The organism is Peribacillus phoenicis (assembly GCF_047238085.1).
GTDB lineage: Bacteria > Bacillota > Bacilli > Bacillales > DSM-1321 > Peribacillus.
Genome location: NZ_JBDFMF010000001.1, coordinates 4,888,049 through 4,911,832, shown reverse-complemented (window position 1 = coordinate 4,911,832; position 23,784 = coordinate 4,888,049). Strand labels below are relative to the sequence as shown.

Genomic DNA, 23,784 nt, shown 5'->3' with positions numbered 1-23,784 from the left:
ATAAAGATCCTATTGAAAGGAGGGTATCTATGAATTATAAGAAGAAATCTAGCAATAAAGTAACTAGTATTGCAATTACAGTGAAATTCGAAAGGAGAGGAAGCGACAGGTCATATCTTACAAAACCGAGTTTCTTTGATGCACTTCAGCACGTCCATTCTCCCTTTGAAAAGGATCCCCGCTCAGATTCACCTTATCAGGATTTTCCTCTATGTCAGGAGGTAACCCTTTCTTTTTTTGAAGAAGGTGCTAAAACATCTATTAATTATGACCCCCACCAAGAAAAAATCATCATTGAGGAAAGTTCAGAGTCATATCAGCCGAATAAGGGTGAGGCGCTCACTGCAATCCTCGATCATATCATGATCAATCATGGCTATCACCATTCTTTTTTCATCATCCAGCAAAAAGAGCGGAACGTAAAAATGAAAGCCGCTACGCCATGAAATCCCTTACATTTTTAGGCAGGACGTTGTAAGGCATGAGATTTCCGAATAATTCATACGAAAACTTACTCTACTCAATAAGGATGGAGCTGCCACGGCAGCTCCATTAATGCGTCTCCAATCCTTCAAGATGTCAAACCAACCGCCGAATGATCTTTGAAAGGGTTAGGATGCCATAAGCTAATTGTTCCTCCGAGGCGTATGAATATGAAAGCCGTATATGTGTATGGTTATTTGGTTCGTATATGTATCCCGGATTAAGAAGTATGTTCTCCTTTATCGCTTGCCTGAAAAGGTTTGGATTCACGATGGGTTTACATAATTTTAACCATATATAAAATCCGCCTTGAGGTATTTGCCATTCAGCCAGTCCCTTAAAATATTGATTGAGCAGAGTTAATGTAAAATCTCTGCGTCCTATCAACTCATGCCTTAGCCACTCTAAATGCTTTGAATATTGCCCATTTGCTAACCATTCTGCCACAAGGTGTTGGGAAAGTGCACTTGAACCGTAATCCATTTGCATTTTAATGTCCGCTAAACGTTCAATCACAGTTATTGGGCCAGCAATCCATCCGATACGCAATCCTGGGCTTAATGTTTTGGACATGCTGCCAATATGCAATACAAGGCCATCTGCATCAAGGGATTTTAATGGAGGCGGTGGTTCATTATCAAACCACAAATCACTATATACGTCATCTTCAATAATCGGGATCTGTTCCTTTTTGCATAGTGATAGGAGGTTAAGTCTTTCTTCTTTTGACCATGTAGTATTCGTTGGATTGTTAAACGTTGGAACAGTATAAAACAGTGACGCTTTCTTCCTTCCGTTAATGTGCTTTATTTGTGTCGGGATACTTTCCCGGCCTTGTCTTGATAAACCTAATAAGTGCATGCCCGCAGATTGAAAAGGGTGAACGGAATTTAAGTAGGAAGGGGATTCATGTAAAATCATCGATCCCTTTTGAAGTAAACCAACTGATATCAACTGGAGTGCCTGAAGCCCGCCAGAAACGACCATGAGGGAGCTGGGACTCGCGTTGATCCCTTTTGTTTCTAAATATGCACTTATACATTGACGAAGTCTCTTATCACCCTTGGGTTCGGAATAGCCTAATGAGTGGGCATCAAAAGAAGTGGATCGCAATGTCTTTTCGATTTGTTTTGCAGGCAATAGAGCTGGAGATAGTTCGCCTGTGCCTAATCTGATGATGGCAGTGTCCGTTTCATACTGATTAATGTCCTGAATCGTTTTTAAATTAGGTTCATGAAGGCCATTCCGGACATAGTTTTTCCAGTCGGGCTGTTTGCCGGAGACGAGCACATTCCATGTATTATTGGAAACGAATGTGCCGGACCCAACCTTAGTTTCCAATAATCCGTCTGCAATCAACTCATCTATGGCTGTGATGATGGTACTTCGGTTTACGCCAAATGAGTCGGCCAATGAGCGTTGTGATGGAAGCTTGGTGCTAACTGGCCATTCCCCTCGTGTAATTTGCTGTTTGATCCAATCTACTATTTGCAGGTGAAGTGATTGGTCGGAAGTCCGGTTTGGTCTCCATTCGATAAACATACGAAAACCACTCCTTTCATGTTCTATATTCATTATAAATTGGTTGGTTTGTAAACCAACCAATTGGATGGTCAATTTCTTTGTTTTTTTCATTATACTGAATTTGAAGGGAGGGGGTATTCGTATGGGGCCATTTTTTCATGGGTTTTTATTGGCATTAGGGCTGATACTTCCGTTGGGCGTGCAAAATGTATTCATTTTTAATCAAGGAGCAATCCAACCTACAATAAAAAAAGCATTGCCAGCAACGGTAACAGCTGCAATTTGTGATACACTGCTCATTTTGTTAGCTATTTTAGGTGTTTCGTTGGTTGTCATGCAATATGATTGGTTGCGCCTTACATTAATCATAATCGGGGTTATTTTTTTATTGTATATGGGTTTTCAGATTTGGTTTGCCAAATCGAACTCACAGTCAGGTGCCCAATCCATGCAGATGTCGACCAAAAAACAAATTGTATTTGCTCTATCCGTATCATTACTGAATCCGCATGCAATTTTGGATACGATAGGTGTAATCGGTTCGAGCTCACTTGTTTATTCAGGAAAAGATAAAATGATTTTCACCGCAACGTGCATCTTTGTGTCATGGTGCTGGTTCCATGGATTATGTCTTGCGGGACGTTTGCTGAAAAAGGTTGATACATCTGGTAAATTCCTTGGAATATTAAATAAAATTTCGGCAATCATCATTTGGATCACAGCTCTCTATATGGTGAAGTCGCTTTATTGAATCAGATAAACGTTTTCGAACCAAACGATGCCATGTATAACTGGACGCTTATGTATAAAAAAAGGGGAATGCATATCATATATGCATTCTCCCTTTTTTTTGCCTTCAATCATCATCATAACGTGAAATCAGGTTATTGAAGAGCAACCAGGTCCTTGATTTCCTCTGTGGAAAGTTCGGTGATCCAGTTGTCACTGCTGATGATCTCGTCGTTCAGGGCTTGCTTTTTATCAAGCATCTGGTCGATTTTTTCTTCCAGGGTCCCTGTGCAGATTAGCTTATGAACGTGAACGAAACGCTGTTGCCCAATTCGGTAAGCACGGTCGGTTGCTTGATTTTCAACAGCTGGGTTCCACCAGCGGTCATAGTGAATCACGTGGTTTGCTTCAGTAAGGTTAAGTCCGGTGCCGCCTGCTTTCAACGAGAGTATGAAAATAGGGAAATCCCCATCTTGGAATCGGGTGATCATTTCATCACGCTGCTTCTTGTTCGCACTCCCGTTCAGGAATGGCACTTCAAAGCCATATCGTTTTTCCAGCAATTCTTTAATCATATTGCCCATCCCGATATATTGTGTGAAAATGAGACAGCTTTCATCCTGTTCGCGAACAGCATCGATAAGCTCGGTCAGCTTCTCGAGTTTGCCAGATCGGTTAGGTGCCTTCATGATGTTTTCCTTTTCCATTTCTTTCAAGTAAAGAGCTGGATGATTGCAAAGCTGCTTTAGCTTATTCAGCATCTGGAGGATGATGCCTTTTCTTTCAAAGGCAGACAGTTGTTCGATATCAGTGAATGTATCTTTAATTAGTTGCTCATACAACGATGCTTGCTCGGTGGTAAGCGGTACGAATTCCTTTTGTTCTTGCTTATCCGGAAGATTAAGAGCGACTTCTTTATCACGCTTTGTACGGCGAAGCAAAAATGGCTGTATCAAACGCTGCAATTCCTTGATTTTATCCTTCTGATCATCACGCTCGATGGTCGCCACATATTTTTCCTGAAACTGACCTAGCGTTCCGAGATAACCTTTGTTGATGAAGTCGAAAATCGCCCATAGCTCACTTAAACGGTTTTCCATCGGCGTACCCGATAGGGCGATATGATGTCTGCCATTTAGCTTGCGGACCGCTTTGGATTGCTTCGTTTGGGCATTCTTGATGTTTTGTGCTTCATCAAGGATAACACTGCTCCAATGTATGGAGGTCAGTTCAGCCACATCTTGGTGGGTCAGTCCATATGATGTTAAGACAATATCATGGTCGGCTGCCAGTTTAGTAAATGCCTCACCTTTAGCACGATTCGATCCGTAGTGTAGGTGAACTTTAAGTGATGGAGCGAATTTTTCCAATTCTTTTTGCCAGTTGCCAAGTACCGATGTCGGGCAGACGATGAGCGCCGATTGTACAGAGACGGATTCGGGGGCAGTGGTAATGACCTCACCCTCATCACTGCTCTCCGCGCTGATATCCTCTTCGACGATGATCGGTTCACTCTTTTGTTCATCCCTGGGCGCAGTGGGCAGCTCTTTACCGGCCCTTTCTTTGCCTTTAACATGAAGTAGGTAGGCAATCATCTGGACGGTTTTTCCAAGTCCCATATCGTCGGCTAGACATGCACCAAAACCATGCTCCCTTAAAAAAAGGAGCCAGCTCATGCCCAGTTTTTGATAGGGGCGTAAATCACCTTGAAGTGCATTAGGGACGGGCAGGATGGATATGTTTTTGGTTTCCCGGAGCCTTCCCACCATTTTACGGAGCTCCTGGTTCAATTCAAATTGAATCCGGAGCATTTCGTCGTTTTCAGAATCGCCATCGCCATCTTCATTTACGCCATTCAACAGTTCCTGCTGCAGCAAGTCAGTCAGTTGGATGCCTTTTTCATTGGCTGTTTCCATCAGCTCTTGAATTTGCTTAATGAAAGCAGGGTCAAGCTTGACCCATTGGCCGCGGATGAAGACAAGCCGCCTTTTTTCATTGACGAGCTCCTCGAACTCCGCCTCAGTGAGCTCCTTGCCATTTAATGAGAACCGCCAATCAAAGTCCATTAAAGCTTTTAACCCGACATAAGAAGGGCCGCGGTTCGATTGGCTCTTCACTTTCGCCTTGACCTTCAATGAGGACTCCTTCAAGGCAAGCCACCACGATGGAAGGAGAATTTCGACGCCAAGAAACAGGAGCTTTTCGCTTGCATCGGTCAAGAACTCCCATGCATCCGTTTCTGAAATCTCCCTTTTCAGACGGCCATTCTCCCCAAGCCATGGCACGACGAGTTGCCAGCGTTTCGTAGCACGCACCACATCACTTGCATACTTATTCCAGCCGCGCGGAAGTTTTTTTCCTGTATATGTTTCAATGATATTCTCATCCCTTTTGGAACGAAGGGTAACATCGAGTATCCAAGGCCCGTTGCCATCAGGAGGTTCAGTTAAACGGAGACCTATAGTGAATGGTTTGGGATCGGGCAGGGTACCGAGCCATTCCTGCCAGCTGTCTTTGTCAAAAAAGGCCTGCAATTCTTCGGGAGAAAGTCGTGTATCCTTTAATGCCCCGACGGCTTCACTCCATTTATGCTGCATGGGTGAATAGTTTTTTAAATACATATTAGCGGCACCGTTATACCACTTTTCAATAAAAGTACGGTTGGTTTCCAGTTCAGGTGAAGGAAGATCCAAAGATATTTCTTCTTCCCAAAAGGAAGGGACGAATTCCTCTTCCACTTCTTCCGGCAGCTTCCAGCCGATGGAGTCCAATTGAAGATTGGTGAAATCCGGTACGGGGATTCCAGCTTCAATGGATTCATGAAGAACGGGAGCTGCGGACAGGCAAAGGGAGGATATCTCGGACCATTCCCATTCTATGAAGGAGTTGAAGCTTTCCCTCGCAAAAAAATTGAGAAGTCCCCAAGCGTCAAGTATGAATACTTGATTTCCATCCACTATATCAGTAGTCATTTTAGTGCCATAAAAGCTTGCGTCATCCCAGTTGAATAACAGCCTGCGTATATAATTCGTGGTGAGGAAGGTATTCTCTTCATTGACGACACCAAGGGCGTAAGTTCCATTTTCGAGAGCCGCTATTTTGATTTTTAATTTCCCTGGATTAAACATCGATAAGCTTACCCCTTTTTAGTTCTTCTTGGAAAGCGCGAAGCCGTTTAGTCGAATCTGCTACATAAAGTATATAACGTTCGAATACATCTTCCTTTTTGCTCTTTTTATAGATGGTGCGCATCCTTTTCAAATATCGGACAGCTTGCTTATAAGCAGGCCGATTTTTCAAAGAAACTTTTTCCTGGACCGCATGATAATAAAGGGGCAGGATTAGTTCCGGTTCTTTTGAGACCACTTCTTTGATGGATTCACTGCTGATTAAGTCAATGCTGATTTCTGAGTAAATATGCATCTCCACCCATTTTTTATATTGTCCTTGTTCAAAAAGGAAGTTTGCATAGTTCCAATAGCTGTGCGGAAGGGTGGCCCTGTAAAATTTCTCAAGTAAATCGGTCCGTTTTAATTTATAACAGCAACTGCTAATTAAAGTCGTAAAGGTCCGGACGAAATCCACCCGTTTATAATAATCGGATAAACCGGCAAGGAACTCCTGGACATTATTATTGATGAATTCAATGAAAGGGATAGCCCGTGCCCGGTTGTCGGATTCAGCCAGGAGATTCAGCCAATAAAAAATGTATGGACAGGCTTCCTTCTTCAATTCATGAAGAAGCCCAATCGCTTGTTTATCATGGTTCTCCAAAAGGGATAGGTGAATCGCTGCGAGGGAATAGGACGTCCTCTCAGTGGTGCCCATATACTTCTCTGGAAGTTCTTTATTGATTCGTTCCAGTTCCTCTTTACGCCATGAGGAGTTGGAGAATAAGTAGCTCCATATCTCCCGGTAGAGGTCGATCTTTTCGTATTCCAGGCCTTCTCCTCCATCCAGCAGTTTAGCTACATCTTCCTTGATGCTGAAAACGAAGGGATCAAAGGCGAAGGGCCTCGCTTGCCTGCTAAGCGGCTGTACCGTTTCATGAAGCTCCTCTGCCAGGTCGACGGCAAGGGCATAAAAGACCCGGATCGTTTGCGTCTCACTTTTATGCAGCTGAATCATTCTCAGTGTCTGCTGCATCGTGCAAAATTGGGTAACGAAATGATAAAGCAATTTCCATTCCCTTTCCATTGGAGCTTTTGAGCTAAGGCGTTTAAAGTAAGTCTGTATATGATTTTCAATCATATAAGTAGCCTCACCTATATGAGGCTCGACATGTTCAGCAAATGCATCATTCACGAATTGCTTCCATGATGGATAGCTTTTATCTAAGATGATGGATTTCCCTGCCGACTGTTTAAGTAATTCACTTGCCGGTTTCACTTGCTGCAGTGCTTGGGCCGTTGAGGTGTTTTTTGGTGCTTTCCAATCGCTCAGCCATTCGGAAACACTAGCGTGTTCGGAATATGCAGAAAAGAAAACGGCCATTTGATGCCGGCAAATGAACCTTGAATCACATGTACAGCTTCCATCCTGCGGGAAGAGCAGATTCAGCCTGGCCTTAAAGCGTGTCACATCCTGTACCTCAGCCGCAATCGTATCCGCCGCTTCTTCTTTAATATCAACGAGCCCCTGACGGTATAACTGGAGCCCTTGATTCACCACATCCGAATCTTCCGGATCCCCGGCCTCCAAAAATTCCGCCAGCCGCTCCCCAACTAACAACAACTCCCGCTCCATACTCTCCTCCTTCAGGGACAAGCCCTGTATACCAAAATTATATTTTTGTATGATCATGAACCATCAGTTCTTTAACTTATCGTAATCCCGCCCCGGCCTATTTCTGGGGGTGCATATATTACATCCCAGATCGAATGCCGGACTATGGCCGTTCTCTTTACGTTCTAATCCATTTAATCGAACAAACCATCACTGCTCCTAGCCGTATATTCATAAAAACCCTGTAAAAGTCAATATCGTCAAAAATCCCCTTGAATATAAGCGGTTCAGATATAAACAGGAATAACTGGCAATCACTTTAACATGCCTCAAATCCTTCATCCTCATCACGCTTCACAATACCAAGTGATGAGGGCAGGAATCTTTTTTGAAATTGCTTTTTTGAAGCATCTCTTTATTATACTTCATTTTGGCTTGGAATTTAAAATGTAGATTAGAGGTTTTGGAAATGATGAGTATGAGAAATTATATACTCCTGGTGAATTGCTCAGTTTGTAGACAAAAGGGGTTCTATATATAAATTAATGCAAAGTAGATTGGAACAATGTGCGAGACTCCTGCGGGGAAAGAGCGTCAAGTGGAGACCCGCAGGCGCATAGGATCCGAGAACGGACCGCCCGCGGAAAGCGAGTGCCTGGAGGCATCGAGTTTGTCTATAATTTGGAGCCATTCCCGGGGAAATGGCTCCAAATTATAGAATTAGTTTATTTTCATTTCGTTCTTCCAACTGTCCAGCTTTTTGTTGATGAATGTAACAAAGGTATGGTTTTTTTGTAATTTGAATAGAAACGCAGATTTTTCCAAGTACTCTTTTGCCTCTTCAAAGTTACCTACGAGTTCAAAATTGTATCCTAAATGGTAATGTAAATCCGCTAAAGCATATAATTGATCATGTTCGAGGCACCACTTTATGGCATCTTGGCAGCAGGCAATGGACTCTTCGTATCGGCCAAGGCGTGTTAGCACTCTGCCAAAATTATAGGATAGGCGCGTCTTTAGCGTTTTATCCGTCAAGAAAGGCAGGGCTTTCAAGTGATCTAAAGCTTTCCTTAACAAGGCAAATGCATTTTCGTATTGTTCTTCGGCAACATACATTACACCAAGACTGCTTAAGATTTCAAGCTCCCGTTCCGAATAAATTTTATCAGTCGTATGAGTAATGGAGATGGCCTTATTGATGAATTCTATAGCTTTATCTAAATCTTTATTTTTTTCATATTCGTATATTCCCTTGTGCCAAAGAATCAATTGATGATTCTTTTTATTTTGAAGAAAGAGGGGACTGTTTTCCTCAGCCTTTACAATTTGCTGCATTTCCTCATAATTTCGGGTTCTTCTGGCTATTTTTAATTGATAAATCACTTCTTCCACGTAATCCAGCCTAGGGGTCATTCCAATATCAAAAAAATAGTTTACATCAACGCCTAAACGTTGGGAAATTAAGTAGAGAGTGGATGCATATGGATAGACATCGCCCTTTTCAATCTTACTGATCTGTGCTTGTGTACAAATACCGGTTGCCAACTCTTCTTGGGAAAGCCCGATTTGTTTACGTAGCTCTTTGATCTTTTGTCCAACTGCAAAAAAATCCATTTTGATTCTCCTTAAAATATGCCTAGAGTTATATTTTGTTATGAAAAATCGGTGAAAGCGGTATGTACAGGTCCTGAACGGTTTAAAAAGATTCTTTATTCGAAATATATGATTTTAAGAATTGTGGTTAAATATAACTATAGAATTATTTTCTATTTTAACCAATATTTTTTTAAAAGAAAAGGAGGAATGACCTATGAAAAAAAGTACTAAAGCATTAGTCGTATCTTTTCTTATCATCGCTGCTTTTGTTATTGTCCCAAGCGAATTACCAGGCCTTTACGCAGAACTTCCAGGTTTATATAAATAAGTAAATGAAGCTTTCTATCAATCATTCAAGCATCTTCAATTGAAGATGTTTTTTTTTATTATTATTAAATGATTATTCTTTTGCGCATATTCCTGTAGTTATAATTATCTATGAATGGGGAGTGTAAGGTCCATTTGGTAGGTGTTGAAGAAACGTGAGCGTAGTTTGTAACGCCTATTTCCTTTTAATGATTTTGTTATAGTGTATATAACAAAACGGAGAGAGGTGTAAGGTTAATGATTGATATTAATATGAAAGTTCAACCCTCTTTTTACGATGATGAATGTGCCATTGTGTTTTCTTTTTATTTTGATAAGGCAACCAGGAAAATTGGTGAAGCTGTGGTGTACACATGCAAAAAATCAGATGATAAAGAATCCAGCCAAGATCATATAGATACAGATGTACAAGAAAAAATCGCTTATCTTAAAGAGTTTACCATTGTGGATGAATATCAGGCGACCTCGATGAAGAAGATTCAACATTTTTTGAATGTAATCGGTATCAAGAAATGTGTGAAGCACAACCTTCAAGGTAATGAAATCGCATTTTAAATGATAAAAGCTCATGACATCCCATATGTCATGAGTTTTTGCCATTTAAATGACTGTTTTGAGCATTCATTTTCTTTTTGATGAAATCGCTCATTTGTTTCCGCTCACTTGGTTTAGCGTTATTTGTTCTTTCAAAAAATTTAAAGTGTTGTTTAATGCTATCGGATTTCATGATGTCTCTCCTTTGCTTATTTTTATTTACCCACTTTTTCATAGTTAAAACGTGATTTTAATGATAAAAGGATGAACAAAAGATCTTGCAATTATTCCTTTAGTTATATTTTCTTCTGTGAATCCCTGCATATAAGGATTTATTAGATGATAGTAAGAGGAAAAGCCCAAATATGGAGAAATTCCGTATTTTATCATACTTAAAATAAATGTTAAAATGGTCCGAATATCGGATTTTTCATTAGAAACATCAGTTTCTAGTACCCTAAAGTGAAGAGGGTTGAAGAACTCTTTTCGATGGCCCCCGTGCACATGCTTGGGGGATTTTTTTTATTTGGGTAATTTGTCCACTTTTTTTCTATAATATGTTTCGTTTTGTTTGTATATACATGGGTAAATATAAGAAACATGATGAATTAAACCTGTGTTCATCGCAGTTTAATCGGAGGAATATATTATATGGATGTGAAAGTAAAGAATGATCCCACGAAGCGAACTTTCCAGCAGTACATTTTTCCATTTACGCTTGAAGGAAATAAGATTGAAAAGTTTGTGGAAAAGTTGTTTGAGGACAATTTCGTTTTTTTGAACTTGAAAGATATGGAACAACAAAATCAATTTTACGGTGGTCATAAAGTTTCGCACCGTAAACTTGAAAAGTATTTCATGCCTTACATCGAGCCGATTTTATTTCCGAGTAATGCCAAACAGAAGGAAGGCTTGCGGCGTTTCACGAAAAAACTGGATATTGATTGTACCTTCGAATCACCCTATCTAAATACCCCATTTATTATTGACTCTATCGATATCTTCATATGCCCATTTCATATTGGCATGATGAATCTTCGTATTACTTTACCTGAAGGGCTTTCAAATGATGATGTACTCTATTTTGGCGATACATTCCGAATCCTTGAACCGATTGCTGATGATGAGGAAAAAACGAAAGTCGGCTGTCGGGAAAATCAGTATGAACAAGTGAAGGATTTCATCTTCAATGAACTATTGCCGCCAATTGAGGAATATATAGATGAAGAACAAGCGGACCCGACCTATTTTGGCAGTTTGCCCTTCTTCATCGATGAAAGAATGTACGTGATCAGTTATACGGCATTCCCTGAGGATCGTGATATTTCTAAAAATGACTTATTCCGGATCAGTGAACTGAACGGGTATGACAATGATGGTGAGCCATATATAGGCGCATTAAATCCTGATTATATCGAAAAGTATTATCAAGAAAGAGTATATGACAGGTGGGGCAAGGAAACCTATTATGTAACTAGCATGTATCATTTCGCGTGTGTCACGAAAGCGACAGGTAAACTTGAACGGGAACTGGCTAGTGAAATGTATGGTCAGCATTTTTATACAGTGTTGATTTTCTTCTATTATAAAATCGTACTGCTCAAATTGGCACATGAACATTCCCAGATAGATGTGGAAAAAGATCAATCGGATACAGAACAGCTGATTTTCATGATCACTGAGTTTTCTGCAAAGTATTTATTCACTGAAGTCAATAGTACGGCAATCGGTAAAGAGCTCTTCAAAAAAACGGATGAAACCTTCAGGATTGCCCCTCTATACAAAGAAGTGAAGGAAACACTTTCCTACCTTTATCAAAATCAGGATAAACTGTCTGGGAAAAGCAGTAATTATCTTTTGCAAATACTAACGATTTATACGGTTGTCTCCGGGATATTCGGAATGAATCTATATATTGAAGATTGGAAAGGGAAATTACCGTGGAAAGCTTATATGAATTACAGCTTATACGAATGGGTAGCTGTCATTGTGACTACAAGCGGCCTAGTCATTTCTAGCATCCTGGGCTTTTTCTTCTTGAAAAAATGGCTCCAAGAGAAAAAAAGCCGAAAAAAAAGAATGCTTTAGATTCCTGAACATTATGTACAGGAATCAGACTGTAGGCAAACTTGATGAAAATCGAGTTTGCCTACGTTTTTTAAGGGTTTGCACAATTTGAACGTTGCCTATGCACTCGCTTTCCGCCTGCGGGTCTCCTTGGATGAAACCCTCTTTAGATTGTTAGCAGACAGTCGGCGGAAAGGGAGCGGATTCCTGAAATTAACTGGATCATTTTTGCGAACTGGCCCCTCTTCTATTTTTTCTAAAACAAAAGTCCTGTACATTATGTACAGGACTTTTGTTTTAGAAAAATCATGGTTAATTAGAAAAATGAAGAAATTCGGCATACAAAATCCCCCATTCCCCTAATATTTTGCTAAACTATAGGTATATCATTCTAACTATTCATTAGGAGGAAATCATGAAGAAACTAGCTTTAGTTTCCAGCTTATTGTTGTTGAGCGTATTGTTTCTGGCCGGATGCTCGGATGAGCCAAGTCCGGAAGATCGCTTTGCCGCATACACGAAGCTTTGGAATAAACAGGATTTTGCAAAGATGTACGAGTATCTGTCGCCTGAGACAAAGAAGAAAATCAGTGCGGATGAATTTGCGATGCGTTATGAAAAAATCTATACGGGCATAGAAGCCGACCAATTAAAGGTGGACTATAAACAGCCAAAAGAAGAGAAAGACCATAAAGACGGAGAAAAGGTAAGCCTTTCATATACCGTTGATATGTCCACTATGGCGGGTGCTGTCAGCTCTGATCATAAAGCGACACTTGTCAAGGAAGGGGAAGGCGAGGAAGAAAATTGGTACATCAAGTGGAATGAAAGCTACATATTCCCTCAATTGAAAGCTGGCGAGAAGGTATCGGTTGAATCGTATCCAGCCATTCGCGGGGAAATTGTCGATAGAAATGAACGCGGCCTTGCCATGAATGGAACGGTTGCAGAAGTGGGAATCGTGCCAGAGAAAATGGCCAATGAATCCGAAACGGTTAAAAAGGTCGCTGGAATCCTCAATATGTCCACCGACGAAGTGAATCAGAAATTAAAACAATCATGGGTAAAGCCAAGCTATTTCGTGCCCATCAAGAAAATGTCAAATGATAATACTGCAACCTTGGAAAAGCTATTAAGCATTGCTGGTGTATCTGTCAATAATACAGAAGAACGCATATATCCATATAAAGAGGCTACTGCCCATCTAATTGGATATGTCGGTGAGGCATCGGCCGAGGATTTGGAGAAATTGAAAGGAAAAGGATATACCGCAAGTGATGTTATTGGCAAGCGCGGTCTTGAGGAAGTGTTGGAAGAGCGGCTTAAAGGCAAACCTGGCGGTAAAATCTTTATTAAAACCGAAGATGGCGAAGAAAAAGTGATTGCTGAAAAGCCTGCTGAAGAGGGAGAAACAATTACATTGACCATCGACGCCGAGCTTCAAAAGGATATCTTCGAGCAATATAAGAATGAAGCCGGATCGTCATCGGCAATTGATCCGATGACAGGCGAAACGCTTGCACTTGTTTCAAGTCCGTCATTTGATCCTAATAAATATATTTTCGGAATAACGAAAGCGGAACAAAAAGCGCTTGAAGAAGACCCGAAAAAACCACTTCTGAACCGCTTCAGTTCGACGTTTGCACCTGGTTCAACCATTAAGGCCATCACTGCGGCAATCGCTTTGAAAAATGGTGTGGATCCGAAAGAGTCGATAAATATTCAAGGGAAAACATGGGCCAAATCGACATGGAAAGATCATTCCATTACAAGGGTTTCGGACCCAGGTGTTCCAATCGATATGGAAAAGGCATTAATTTATTCAGACAATATTTACTTTGCCCAAAAAGCTCTGGGTCTTGGTAAGGAAAAATTCACAAATGGACTCAAGGCATTCGGATTTGATGAGTCTTTGAATTACGATTATCCGATCAAAGCATCGAGCATCGGTAAGGTCGACAGTGAGGGACGTTTGGCGGACGCCGGATATGGTCAAGCGCAAGTCCAAATGAGTACGCTTCATCTCGCCATGACCTATTCAGCCTTCTTGAATGAAGGAAACATCCTGGCACCTTCGTTAATAACAGGAGATAAAATAGAAAAGAAAATATGGAAAGAAAATGCGATATCAGCAGACCAAGCAAATCAGGTCACCAAGATGCTGACACAAGTAGTGGAACATCCTAAGGGAAGTGGACATGGAATAGATGATCTTGGCATCAAAATCGCTGCCAAAACGGGAACTGCTGAAATCAAGGCATCCAAAAATGCGGACGGAACAGAAAATGGCTGGTTCGTTGCCATGGACACAGAAGACCCGGAACTTCTTATGGCATGGATGATTGAAGATGTAAAAGGCCGAGGCGGCAGCCATGTCGTTGTCGATCAAATGAAACCGGTGTTGAAGAAGTATTTGAAGTAAAGAAAAAAGTCACCCATCAGCACTATTTACCAAAATAAAAGCAGGACATGGTTTCTTCCGTGTCCTGCTTTTATTAGGTTGTGGATTCCAATTTGTTACGACAATAAAGCTGGATTTGAAGGATAATGAGTCGTACATACAGAATGTAAAAGAGAGTTCAGTAACCACAAGTAAACAGTTTTCTCATGCCAATGGATTGAACAGGATTAATTCAAAAATATTTGAAAGATAAATAGAAAAGGAATGAGGATGAAGGGGAATGAAAAGTTTAAAGTATTTGTTTATCGCTTTCTTTATCACTTTTTTTGCATTTCCTTCTCATGAAGCGACGGCAACAGAAGAAAATTCAACGATGGAAGTGAAACTTAAGAATTATTTAGGCAATAGAACCATTGTTAAAATAACGGCAACCGGGGACTACCGTAATTCAATGGGAGAGATATTCATCAAGGCGGGTGAAAGTCTGACTTTGAAAGCGGAGTCGGCTAAACTTGCCGTTTACAAAGGCTCTAAGAAAACGGGTTCTTATGCTTCCTTTAAGGTAATGCCAGTAAAACCTGATGCTTCATTGTCCATAAACGGCCGTCCGTATCAAGGCTCATTTTCATTTACAGCGGAGGACGGTTACATCCGGCCAATCAATGCTGTTTACATTGAAGATTATCTAAAGGGCGTTGTACCGCTGGAGATGCCCGCACTATGGCATGCCGAAGCCTTAAAGGCACAGGCGATTGCCGCTCGGACGTATGCACTTCGCCATCAATCGACAATCATTGATGATACGGTTTCTTACCAAGTATATGGCGGGGCTGCCGGTCACTATCGAACTGATTCAGCCATTGAACAGACAAAGGGCATGGTAATCAAACATGATGGCGAAATAATCGAAGCGTTCTTTTCATCAAGCAATGGAGGAATGACCGAATTGAATTCAAATGTTTGGTCAAGAGGCAACCCTCTTGCATATCTATCTATAAAAAAAGATTTATATGATTCGGAAACCAATTGGGCGATAACGCTGGACAAGCAGCAAATCGACCTGTCAAAAATAGATTTATCTAAACCTGAAGAATGGTGGACAAGTGTAGAGGAAAAAGATAAAAAGGTTGTGCCGAAGCTGAAGGCTTGGCTGAAGAATAATGGATATGCGAAGAAAGATATTAAAATAACGGAGATTCCCTTGTTAACTTTTACAGATGATAAAACGGGTGGCCGTGTTACGAAAGGCTCCATCCAACTGAATTTCTATGTAAGGGATCTCGTTGATGACAGGGGAAAACTTTTGCAGCAAACGGTTAAGCTTACCAATGTAGCGGCTTCCAAAATCAGGGGCATGGTGGGGCAAGAGGTGATGAAAAGCTATTTGGTTGACCACTCATCTTACGATCCTTCCAAAATTGTAATCGAAGGATCAGGATATGGGCATGGGGTCGGACTAAGTCAGTTTGGAGCGAAAAACAGAGCGGAAGCAGGACACTCATATCAAGATATTTTGGGTTTTTATTATCCTGACACAATTATAGAAAAGGAATATGGACCAAGTGCCGGATCTAAAAAGGATATTGTTGTAAAGGAGGAGCCGAATTCAGTAAACATGAAAGCGAAGGCGGATCATTTAAATGATGAGGTTGGAATCACATACACCCTAAAAGAAGATGCAGTGATAACTCTCACGATTAAAGATAGTAAAGGTAAATCTATAGCTACCCCAGTCCGTGATCAAACAATGAAAAAGGGTACCCATTCAGCAATCTGGAACACAAAAGCGGTGAGTAACGGGACATATGAAGCAGAATTATCAGCAATGGACCGAGGCGGGAATGAAGGTTTGGAAACAATGGCGATAAAAATCAGTAGAGATACGTCGGCACCTAAAATCACCGATATCAATACATCGGGTGATTACAGTACCGAGAAAGCGAACATAACGTATACAATTAATGAAAACGCTAATGTAACGGTGGAAATCAAGAACAGTAAAGGTAAGGTTGTCGGCATCCTTAATGAAAGGCAGTTCAATAAAGGCAGTCAATCGGCAACCTGGGATTTCAAAAATATCTCCAACGGGATATTTACGGTAAAAATCTCCGCTAAGGATGAGAGTGACAATCAGAAAACCATTTCAACGAAAATCTCGATTAGGAAGACGACGGGAATAGTGACAGCAAGCAAATTATCTATTAAAGAAAGTAGAAATGCATCTTCTGAAACGATCGGCAATCTATACAGGGACCAAGCTGTAACGATACTGGCTCAACAAGATGAATGGTATAAAGTGAAAAAGGGAAGCCAAATTGGGTATGTATTAAAAAAATACATAAAAAAGTGAAAGAGTAGGACGTCACGTATGGCGTCTTTTTTTGTCCTTATAAATAGTAAATACAAGAAAACAGCACAAAATCCACGAGTAAAGGCGCAAACTCAGAGTAAAAGCCTCAAATTGGCGAGTAAAAGCACCAAACTCAAGAGTAAAGACGAATTCACGAGTAATAGCACCAAACTCACGAGTAAGTGCACTAAACTCACGAGTAAAGCACGAATTCACGAGTAAAAGGCGCAAACTCACGAGTGAAAGCACAAAATTCACGAGTAAAAGCCTCAAATTGGCGAGTGAATGCGCTAAACTCACGAGTAAAGCACGAACTCATGAGTAAAAGCACCAACCTCACGAGTAAATCGCAAATCAACGAGCAGATCCACCAACCTCATGAGTTAATGCTCCAAAACTTCAAAGAAATGCCCCAAATCTTGAGTAAACGCAACTTAAAAGAAAAGAATACCGAAAAAATCCAGACGGTTAATGAGAAAGAAACTTAAAAAAGGAAGTAATGATTTCATTTCTCTGTTGTTTTATGCTGCCCGGGTGTGAACGGAACACCGGCGGCTTTTGTGATGATTTTCGAAATATCCGTATTTTCAATGACTCCATCAAAGGCTTCACTGCCTGGACCCGAAGCGAAAACGGGAATCATATTGGCTGTGTGTCCTCCTGTGGAACTGGCCGCCCGTATGCTTCGATCAGCTACACCCGCCTTATAATGCCTGGCGATGGTGCTTCCAATTTCCCAATCTATTTGATGCTGTGGATAGACAAGCGTTTTATTTTTTCTTACGTTATCGATGAATTGACCGACTTCCTGTTCAGTAAGGGATATATGTGCATAATTCTTGAATGTGGAAACGACACTTTCTGGATTGATTTCATTATTTTTATCGAATGTGAGTTGTTTTGACATATATTCAGATGAAACCCTGATTTTTTTCAATGCAGTGATATCCATTGTTTCAGAAGCGGATGTCCCCATTGTTTCGTGGTCTGCAAGGACAACAATCAAGGTATCATTACGATTTTTTGCCCAATTGACAACCTTTTTCACGGTTTGGTCAAATTCAATCGTTTCTTTCCATATTCCAGTGATATCGGCTGCATGCTCCATATGGTCAATACGCGCACCTTCGGCCATCAAGAAAAATCCCTTATCACCCCGTGATAAAATATCCAACGCTTTGGATGTCATTTCGGTTAGAGATGGCTCTTGAGAATGTAATACTTCTTTATCCAGTTTAAAATTCATATAGGTAGGGTGAAATAATCCTAAAAGTTTTTCCGGTTTATTTATGGAACTAAGTTCTTCTTTAGTCGTCGTAATCCCATAGCCAGCTTGTTTAAATTTACCGATTAAATCCTCGCCATTCTGCTTATCCGCCTCAAAATAGCTGGCACCTCCGCCGAGGATGACGTCGATCCGGTTATCAAAGAGCTGCCTTGCGATATTTGCGCCACCTGTCCAGCGGTTAGGAACACTTGCACCAAAGGCAGCGGGCGTGGCATCGACTACCATATTGGTTGAGATGATCCCAACTTTTTTTCCATTGTTCTGAAAGGCATCCAATACACTATCGACCTCGGAACCATTGGCATCGACACCGATTGATTCATTGTTCGTTTTTACACCAGTGGCAATCGCAGATCCTCCTGCTGCCGAGTCAGTGACGTAATTATTGGCGGAATACGTGCGCATCAGGGCAACATGCTCCAGTTTTTCCAAATGCAGTACACCTGTCTTTCCATATTCAAATTGCCGGGCAATTTCTATCGCCCCTAACCCCATGCCGTCGCCAATCAGCAATATGACATTCTTGGGGGTGTTTTTTGTTTCTGCTTGAATAGGGGAGCTCATGTAAATAAAACAAATTATAAGAACGAATAATCCGAAGCGATGCGGTTTATGTCTGGATGTCTTATTCATCTGTAATCCTCCATTGGGTGAAAGTCTTCCTATTATTTGTCTAAATCTATAAAAAAACCCCTCCCTGATATTCAGGATGGAGCTAAGCTTTTTAGCACGGTTAGCGGCATCCAGTCGGTTTTTGCGTAATTTATCTTTCAAAAAAAGAAAGAATTTCTATATAATTACAATATGGAGTTGATAATTTATAAACAGTAAATACTTAACTGATATAATTTCACTAAAGTTCAATAGAAATAATAGGAGAGAAAACCCTATGCTATCCAGTATGAAAAAGTTCTTCAAAGAAGGTTCTAAAGACTTGAAGAGAATTTATAAGTTGGTAGAAGAAGTGAATCGGCTAGAGGGTAAATATGAAAGATATTCAGATCTGGAATTAAGCGGAATGAAGGATAGATTTAAAAGCGTATTGGATGCTGGTGTTAATATATTGGATATACAATCCGAAGCTTTTGCGGTCGTGAGGGAGGCTTCCAAGCGAGTATTGAATCTTAGGCACCATGATGTTCAGCTTGCAGGCGGTTTTGTCCTGAGTGAAGGGGGCATTGCACAAATGAATACGGGCGAGGGGAAGACGCTTGTCTCCACTTTGCCTAGCTATTTACATGCACTGTACGGTAATGGTGTGCATATTATTACGGCCAATGAATATTTGGCCAGACGTGATAAAGAATTGATGGGACAAATTCTAGAATATCTAGGTTTGACGGTTGATTTGAACATTTCCCAAATGGGGCCTTCCGCGAAACGTGATGCGTATGCGGCGGATATCACGTATGGGACGGCAACAGAGTTCGGTTTTGATTATTTGCGTGATAATATGGTCTACCGAAGAGAAGACAAGGTTCAAAGAGGACACCGATTTGCCATTGTCGATGAGATTGACAGCATCCTGATTGATGAAGCGAGGACACCTTTAATCATTGCGGGCAGGGCAAGCGACGGAACCGAGCTTCACCATATCACGGCACAAATCATGAAGTCATTTGTAGAAAATGAGGATTACGAGATTTACATCGATTCAAAGTCCGCCTTTTTCACGGATCAAGGGGCTTCCAAGATTGAAGCGGCCTTTGGTATCGACAATCTATATGGAATCGAGCATCAAGAGCTATTACATAATGTTACACAGGCGCTAAAAGCCCATGCAATCATGAAATTGGATGTCGACTACATTGTCATCGATGAAAAGATTGCAATCATCGATAAATTCACAGGCAGGGTGATGGAAGGGCGAAGCTTCAGTGAGGGGCTTCATCAAGCGATTGAGGCAAAAGAGGGCTTGGAGATTTCCGAAGAGAATGAAACACAGGCTATGATTACCGTCCAAAATTATTTTCGATTATATCATTCAATGTCTGGGATGACAGGCAGTGCCATGCCATCAAAGTCTGAATTCCGGGAAATATATCAGCTCCCCGTCATTGAAATTCCAACTAATGAGCCTATTATTCGAGTTGATGAGGTAGATTTGATTTATAAAGATGAAACAAGCAAAATCAATAAAATCGTCTCGGAAGTAAAACGGATTCATGATGGAGGCAGACCCATACTGATCGGAACGACCTCCATTGAGCAATCTGAAAAAATTTCGGTTCAACTAGAGAAGGGGAAAATTAAACATCAAATCCTAAATGCGAAGACGGAAGAGGATGAAGCGGAAATCATCGCGAATGCCGGGCAAAAAAATCAAGTGATGCTGGCTACGAACATGGCTGGGCGAGGAACGGATATAATACTTGGAGATGATGTCAAGGAATTGGGCGGCCTTCATATTATCGGTACGGAGCGACACGAGAGCCGTCGGATCGATATGCAGCTAAGAGGACGTTCCGGCCGGCAGGGTGATCCTGGTTCAACACAATTCATCATTTCTTTGGAAGATGACTTGTTTGATTACTATGATGAAGAAGAAATCGGACGTTATATCAAGAAAATCAAAATAGATGAAAATGGATTGGTGCTGAGCCCTGCACCCGATAAATTCGTTAAAATGGTTCAGGAAACGGTAGAGCAAATGCATCAATCAAGCCGTTACCATTTATTGAAGTTAGAGCATGCATTAAATGAGCAGAGTAAAATCATCTATGCAATGAGAGATCGGATTCTTGATATGGAGCCTGGACGGGTGTCGGCCATTTTAATTGAATATATCGAAAAATACATTACTCGGCTTACAGTGAAATATTCCCCTGAAGATAAGATGGAACCTGGTTCCTCTGCCTTTATTGAAGAGCTTTCCCCTGTTTTCCAGTCGTTGGGATGGCAGGCAAGTGATTTGCAGGATTTAGTAGGCAAAATAGAAAGAATGGCGTTGGATGCTTTAGGTGAATTTGAATCGAGACTGGTGATCTTTCAGAACGATGCAGAATGGGGAAACCAGTTGCGCGCTTTCATGCTTCAGCATATCGATACAAATTGGATGAACCACCTGGATCAAATGAACAGTGTGAAGGAAGGCGTTGGTTTAAGCGGATATGGTCAGCAGGACCCATATACGTTGTTTGAAAAAGCAGCTCTCAGTCAATTTAACCTTCTATTAAGTAAAATTGAGTCGGAGATAAGCATCCGTTTTATGGAGTATATGAAAAGCAATCAGGAAGATGAAGCTGCTTTGGAGGGTGAGGAACGATGAGTTTATTGGGAAAAAAGGATAATACACAAAAGTTATCAGATCAGGATGACACCGTTCATACTGCCCTGATGTTTCACAAGGGGTGGGAAATTTCCAAGCAAGAAGAATATGTATATAAATTCCACCATCAAAGGCTTCCTGCATTAAAACCGAACCAAATTTCATTATCCGGCATCAAGCTGACTAGGGTGGAAGATGATGTAATCATAGAGGCTTTTCTACGAAATTCAATAGAGAAAGCTGTCAGTTTTGATATCGTGGATTTACTGTTAGTTGATGGAGATGGAAAATTCCTCGCAAAGAAGGCATTCGATCTTTCAGAGCTTGGTGAACTTCCAGCACTTTCAAGCATGCCATGGCGTTTCTTATTCGAGGAAGGAGATATGTTGGCGGAATCGATTCCTGATGAAGGTTGGAAGATTGCTTTTGCATGGAAGAGAAAGTAGGAAAATACCCGCATGAGTCTAGCGGCAACCGGCAGCTATTTTACCGGAGATCCAAAGCAAAGCCCTCATCCTTTTAGTGATGAAGGCTTTTTGTTTATAAAGGAAGTCATTAGTGCCAAATATTTATGCCGTTTTCTGTGTGTGACTTCTCATAAATGGCAACGCTAAGTAATATTTATAAGTAATCTTCCGCAATCAGGCTTAACCAAGGCTTGGAAATAATGAAGAGGAAAGTGGCAGGAGCATGAAGAATAACCGTAAACAACGCTTGAAGGAGAGGCTATTTGAGTTATTGTCATTCTCAATCGTGGCCATACTTTTCATTTATACGAATGATAGGATGGGTAACGGTCTTTCTATTGGGATAATTACGATAATCATCGGTGTTGCCGGTTTTATTGTTTATCTGAAGGAATGGATATCGAATCGAATCGTAAAAGGCATCATTTTTTCAGTTTTCCTTCTTTCGATCATGGTCTTTTTCCTTGGGGACATCTGGTTTTACCGTTATTATTCGACACCTATAACATCCTATATGTGGATGCAAAAAAGCAACCTGAATGGGCTTGGTGAAAGTATATTCAGTATGATGGAAATGAAGGATGCAATCTTTCTTCTGGTAGGCATTCCAATTGCTGAGTCATTTGTGAAGAAAAAATACCCCCTCAAGCATATGGCGCTTGTACCGGCCATAATATTCCTGATGATAGCAGGATTGAAGCCGGTCAAGAACATTTTTATCGACAAAGTAGATATAACCAGGCGCTATGAGGCGAATACCTTCTTGCGAAACTGGGGCCCGATCGGTCATCACGCATTGGATACGTATGCCTACTTTACTGACTCGGGAAGGCATGGAATGTCTTCGCAAGAAAAGAAGGCCGTTTCTGATTACTTCAATAAAAAGAAAAGAAAGGAAAATGGGCATTCAGGCTCCTTGGAGGGGAAGAATCTCATCATCATCCAGGTGGAATCTTTACAGGCGTTTCCGCTATTTCAAAGCAGTGCCGGGCAGGAGGTCACGCCAGTCATGAATGAACTGGCGAAAGGGGGGCTGTACTTTCCCCATGTTTATCCACAGACGGTATTTGGGAATTCATCTGACGGAGAGCTTATCGTGAATACCGGATTATTTCCTTTAAAGCAGGGTGCGACCTTTTTTCGATTCCCATATAATGATTTTCCGGGTCTTGCTAAGGAATTAAAAAAGTCGGATTATCAAAGTTTTGCTTTCCACGGAGATGAAGAAGACTTTTGGAATAGGCAGCATACATATCCCTCGCTAGGGTTTGATGACTATCTTTCCATAGAGGATATGTCGCAAGATGAGATGATTTCGATGGGATTGGGAGACCGCAGTTTCTTCAAGCAAAGCTATGATTTCTTAAAAGATAAACAAAATCCCTATTACGCTTTTTTCGTTACATTGACCAGCCATGTACCTTTTTCGCTGCCAAAGGAACAGATAACATTGAAGCCTGAAGCTGGAAAAGAGAACAGTTACCTGACTAAATATTTTGAAGCCATTCATTATACAGATTCAGCCATCGGGGATTTCGTAAAGAGGTTGAAGGATGACGGGAAATTGAAAGACAGCGTGATTGTCATTTACGGAGATCATGATGGGCTATTTTTAAAAGATAAACACGAGGTTGAAGCGTATTACGGTAGTAAAATTAGCGATGAAGAGTGGATTGAAAAATATATGCCCATTCCCGTGATCATTTATCAGGAGGATATGGAAGGGAGAACGATTGATAAGGTAGCGGGCCAAATCGATATTTTACCAACTCTATATGATCTGTTCAATATTAAGAGTTCTTCATACTTTGGAGAGAGCATGCTGAATGGCGAAGATGGCGATGCTTTGATATTAAAAGGGGATTATGGTTCTCAAATGAAAATAAATGGGGAAGGCAAGGTCGGAGAATTTTCACCAGAAGACCAAAAGGAGATTGATCTGAGTGATCAAGTGTTGCGCTCTGATTACTTTAAACAAATGAAGGAAGAGAAAAAAGAGGATGACTGATAAAAGCCATCCTCTTT

Annotated in this window: 16 protein-coding genes; 10 read left to right on the top strand and 6 right to left on the bottom strand. The window is 41.0% G+C overall.

Annotated elements, in window-relative coordinates:
- The first annotated feature begins 29 nt into the window (after positions 1–29).
- Positions 30–446: a hypothetical protein gene (locus ABC374_RS24330; RefSeq protein ID WP_350300660.1), complete on the top strand. Its 417-nt coding sequence runs from the start codon at positions 30–32 to the stop codon at positions 444–446.
- 133 nt (positions 447–579) lie between these two features.
- Here the strand turns inward: ABC374_RS24330 and ABC374_RS24325 are convergent, their stop codons facing one another.
- A complete protein-coding gene (locus tag ABC374_RS24325) occupies positions 580–2,025 on the bottom strand; it encodes an aminotransferase-like domain-containing protein (protein WP_413020005.1) in 1,446 nt (481 codons plus the stop codon).
- A 124-nt stretch (positions 2,026–2,149) separates the two neighbouring features.
- On the opposite strand from ABC374_RS24325, the gene ABC374_RS24320 reads away from it, so the two are divergent.
- Positions 2,150–2,758: a LysE/ArgO family amino acid transporter gene (locus ABC374_RS24320; protein ID WP_350300658.1), complete on the top strand. Its 609-nt coding sequence runs from the start codon at positions 2,150–2,152 to the stop codon at positions 2,756–2,758.
- 133 nt (positions 2,759–2,891) lie between these two features.
- Here ABC374_RS24320 and ABC374_RS24315 read toward each other — a convergent pair whose 3' ends face one another.
- The 3 genes from ABC374_RS24315 to ABC374_RS24305 all read right to left on the bottom strand — a co-directional run bounded on the left by ABC374_RS24315 (position 2,892) and on the right by ABC374_RS24305 (position 9,075).
- Positions 2,892–5,864: a DEAD/DEAH box helicase gene (locus tag ABC374_RS24315; protein ID WP_413020004.1), complete on the bottom strand. Its 2,973-nt coding sequence runs from the start codon at positions 5,862–5,864 to the stop codon at positions 2,892–2,894.
- On the bottom strand, positions 5,857–7,482 hold the full coding sequence (locus tag ABC374_RS24310) for a hypothetical protein (RefSeq protein WP_413020003.1): 1,626 nt from the start codon (positions 7,480–7,482) through the stop codon (positions 5,857–5,859). The genes ABC374_RS24315 and ABC374_RS24310 overlap by 8 nt, the downstream gene beginning before the upstream one ends.
- A gap of 699 nt (positions 7,483–8,181) precedes the next feature.
- Entirely contained in the window at positions 8,182–9,075 is an 894-nt protein-coding gene (locus ABC374_RS24305; protein ID WP_137016494.1) for a helix-turn-helix domain-containing protein, read from the bottom strand.
- 546 nt (positions 9,076–9,621) lie between these two features.
- Between ABC374_RS24305 and ABC374_RS24300 the strand changes: the two genes are divergently transcribed.
- Positions 9,622–9,939 (top strand): hypothetical protein, encoded by a 318-nt coding sequence (locus tag ABC374_RS24300; RefSeq protein ID WP_350300655.1) that lies wholly within the window; start codon positions 9,622–9,624, stop codon positions 9,937–9,939.
- 28 nt (positions 9,940–9,967) lie between these two features.
- Here the strand turns inward: ABC374_RS24300 and ABC374_RS24295 are convergent, their stop codons facing one another.
- Positions 9,968–10,111 (bottom strand): hypothetical protein, encoded by a 144-nt coding sequence (locus tag ABC374_RS24295; RefSeq protein WP_350300654.1) that lies wholly within the window; start codon positions 10,109–10,111, stop codon positions 9,968–9,970.
- A 458-nt stretch (positions 10,112–10,569) separates the two neighbouring features.
- On the opposite strand from ABC374_RS24295, the gene ABC374_RS24290 reads away from it, so the two are divergent.
- From ABC374_RS24290 to ABC374_RS24275, 4 genes are all read left to right on the top strand, one after another.
- A complete protein-coding gene (locus ABC374_RS24290; RefSeq protein ID WP_413020002.1) occupies positions 10,570–12,006 on the top strand; it encodes a hypothetical protein in 1,437 nt (478 codons plus the stop codon).
- 394 nt (positions 12,007–12,400) lie between these two features.
- Entirely contained in the window at positions 12,401–14,407 is a 2,007-nt protein-coding gene (locus tag ABC374_RS24285; RefSeq protein ID WP_413020001.1) for a penicillin-binding transpeptidase domain-containing protein, read from the top strand.
- Positions 14,408–14,666: 259 nt separating this feature from the next.
- Positions 14,667–16,736 (top strand): SpoIID/LytB domain-containing protein, encoded by a 2,070-nt coding sequence (locus ABC374_RS24280; RefSeq protein WP_413020000.1) that lies wholly within the window; start codon positions 14,667–14,669, stop codon positions 16,734–16,736.
- A gap of 239 nt (positions 16,737–16,975) precedes the next feature.
- A complete protein-coding gene (locus ABC374_RS24275; RefSeq protein WP_413019999.1) occupies positions 16,976–17,224 on the top strand; it encodes a hypothetical protein in 249 nt (82 codons plus the stop codon).
- Positions 17,225–17,241: 17 nt separating this feature from the next.
- Here the strand turns inward: ABC374_RS24275 and ABC374_RS24270 are convergent, their stop codons facing one another.
- On the bottom strand, positions 17,242–18,657 hold the full coding sequence (locus ABC374_RS24270; RefSeq protein ID WP_413019998.1) for an alkaline phosphatase: 1,416 nt from the start codon (positions 18,655–18,657) through the stop codon (positions 17,242–17,244).
- A gap of 256 nt (positions 18,658–18,913) precedes the next feature.
- Here ABC374_RS24270 and secA point away from each other — a divergent pair, with 256 nt between their 5' ends.
- From secA to ABC374_RS24255, 3 genes are all read left to right on the top strand, one after another.
- A complete protein-coding gene (gene secA / locus ABC374_RS24265) occupies positions 18,914–21,292 on the top strand; it encodes a preprotein translocase subunit SecA (RefSeq protein WP_413019997.1) in 2,379 nt (792 codons plus the stop codon).
- Positions 21,289–21,738 (top strand): SLAP domain-containing protein, encoded by a 450-nt coding sequence (locus ABC374_RS24260; protein WP_413019996.1) that lies wholly within the window; start codon positions 21,289–21,291, stop codon positions 21,736–21,738. Before secA ends, ABC374_RS24260 begins: the two co-directional genes overlap by 4 nt.
- A gap of 244 nt (positions 21,739–21,982) precedes the next feature.
- Positions 21,983–23,767 (top strand): LTA synthase family protein, encoded by a 1,785-nt coding sequence (locus ABC374_RS24255; protein ID WP_413019994.1) that lies wholly within the window; start codon positions 21,983–21,985, stop codon positions 23,765–23,767.
- The last annotated feature ends 17 nt before the right edge of the window (positions 23,768–23,784 follow it).

Coding starts and splice junctions, on each gene's coding strand:
- ABC374_RS24255 (WP_413019994.1), top strand. CDS start 21,983: ATGAAGAATAACCGTAAACAACGCTTGAAGGAGAGGCTATTTGAGTTA.
- ABC374_RS24285 (WP_413020001.1), top strand. CDS start 12,401: ATGAAGAAACTAGCTTTAGTTTCCAGCTTATTGTTGTTGAGCGTATTG.
- ABC374_RS24300 (WP_350300655.1), top strand. CDS start 9,622: ATGATTGATATTAATATGAAAGTTCAACCCTCTTTTTACGATGATGAA.
- ABC374_RS24325 (WP_413020005.1), bottom strand. CDS start 2,025: ATGTTTATCGAATGGAGACCAAACCGGACTTCCGACCAATCACTTCAC.
- ABC374_RS24280 (WP_413020000.1), top strand. CDS start 14,667: ATGAAAAGTTTAAAGTATTTGTTTATCGCTTTCTTTATCACTTTTTTT.
- ABC374_RS24290 (WP_413020002.1), top strand. CDS start 10,570: ATGGATGTGAAAGTAAAGAATGATCCCACGAAGCGAACTTTCCAGCAG.
- ABC374_RS24305 (WP_137016494.1), bottom strand. CDS start 9,075: ATGGATTTTTTTGCAGTTGGACAAAAGATCAAAGAGCTACGTAAACAA.
- ABC374_RS24295 (WP_350300654.1), bottom strand. CDS start 10,111: ATGAAATCCGATAGCATTAAACAACACTTTAAATTTTTTGAAAGAACA.
- ABC374_RS24270 (WP_413019998.1), bottom strand. CDS start 18,657: ATGAATAAGACATCCAGACATAAACCGCATCGCTTCGGATTATTCGTT.
- ABC374_RS24330 (WP_350300660.1), top strand. CDS start 30: ATGAATTATAAGAAGAAATCTAGCAATAAAGTAACTAGTATTGCAATT.
- ABC374_RS24260 (WP_413019996.1), top strand. CDS start 21,289: ATGAGTTTATTGGGAAAAAAGGATAATACACAAAAGTTATCAGATCAG.
- ABC374_RS24310 (WP_413020003.1), bottom strand. CDS start 7,482: ATGGAGCGGGAGTTGTTGTTAGTTGGGGAGCGGCTGGCGGAATTTTTG.
- ABC374_RS24315 (WP_413020004.1), bottom strand. CDS start 5,864: ATGTTTAATCCAGGGAAATTAAAAATCAAAATAGCGGCTCTCGAAAAT.
- ABC374_RS24320 (WP_350300658.1), top strand. CDS start 2,150: ATGGGGCCATTTTTTCATGGGTTTTTATTGGCATTAGGGCTGATACTT.
- secA (WP_413019997.1), top strand. CDS start 18,914: ATGCTATCCAGTATGAAAAAGTTCTTCAAAGAAGGTTCTAAAGACTTG.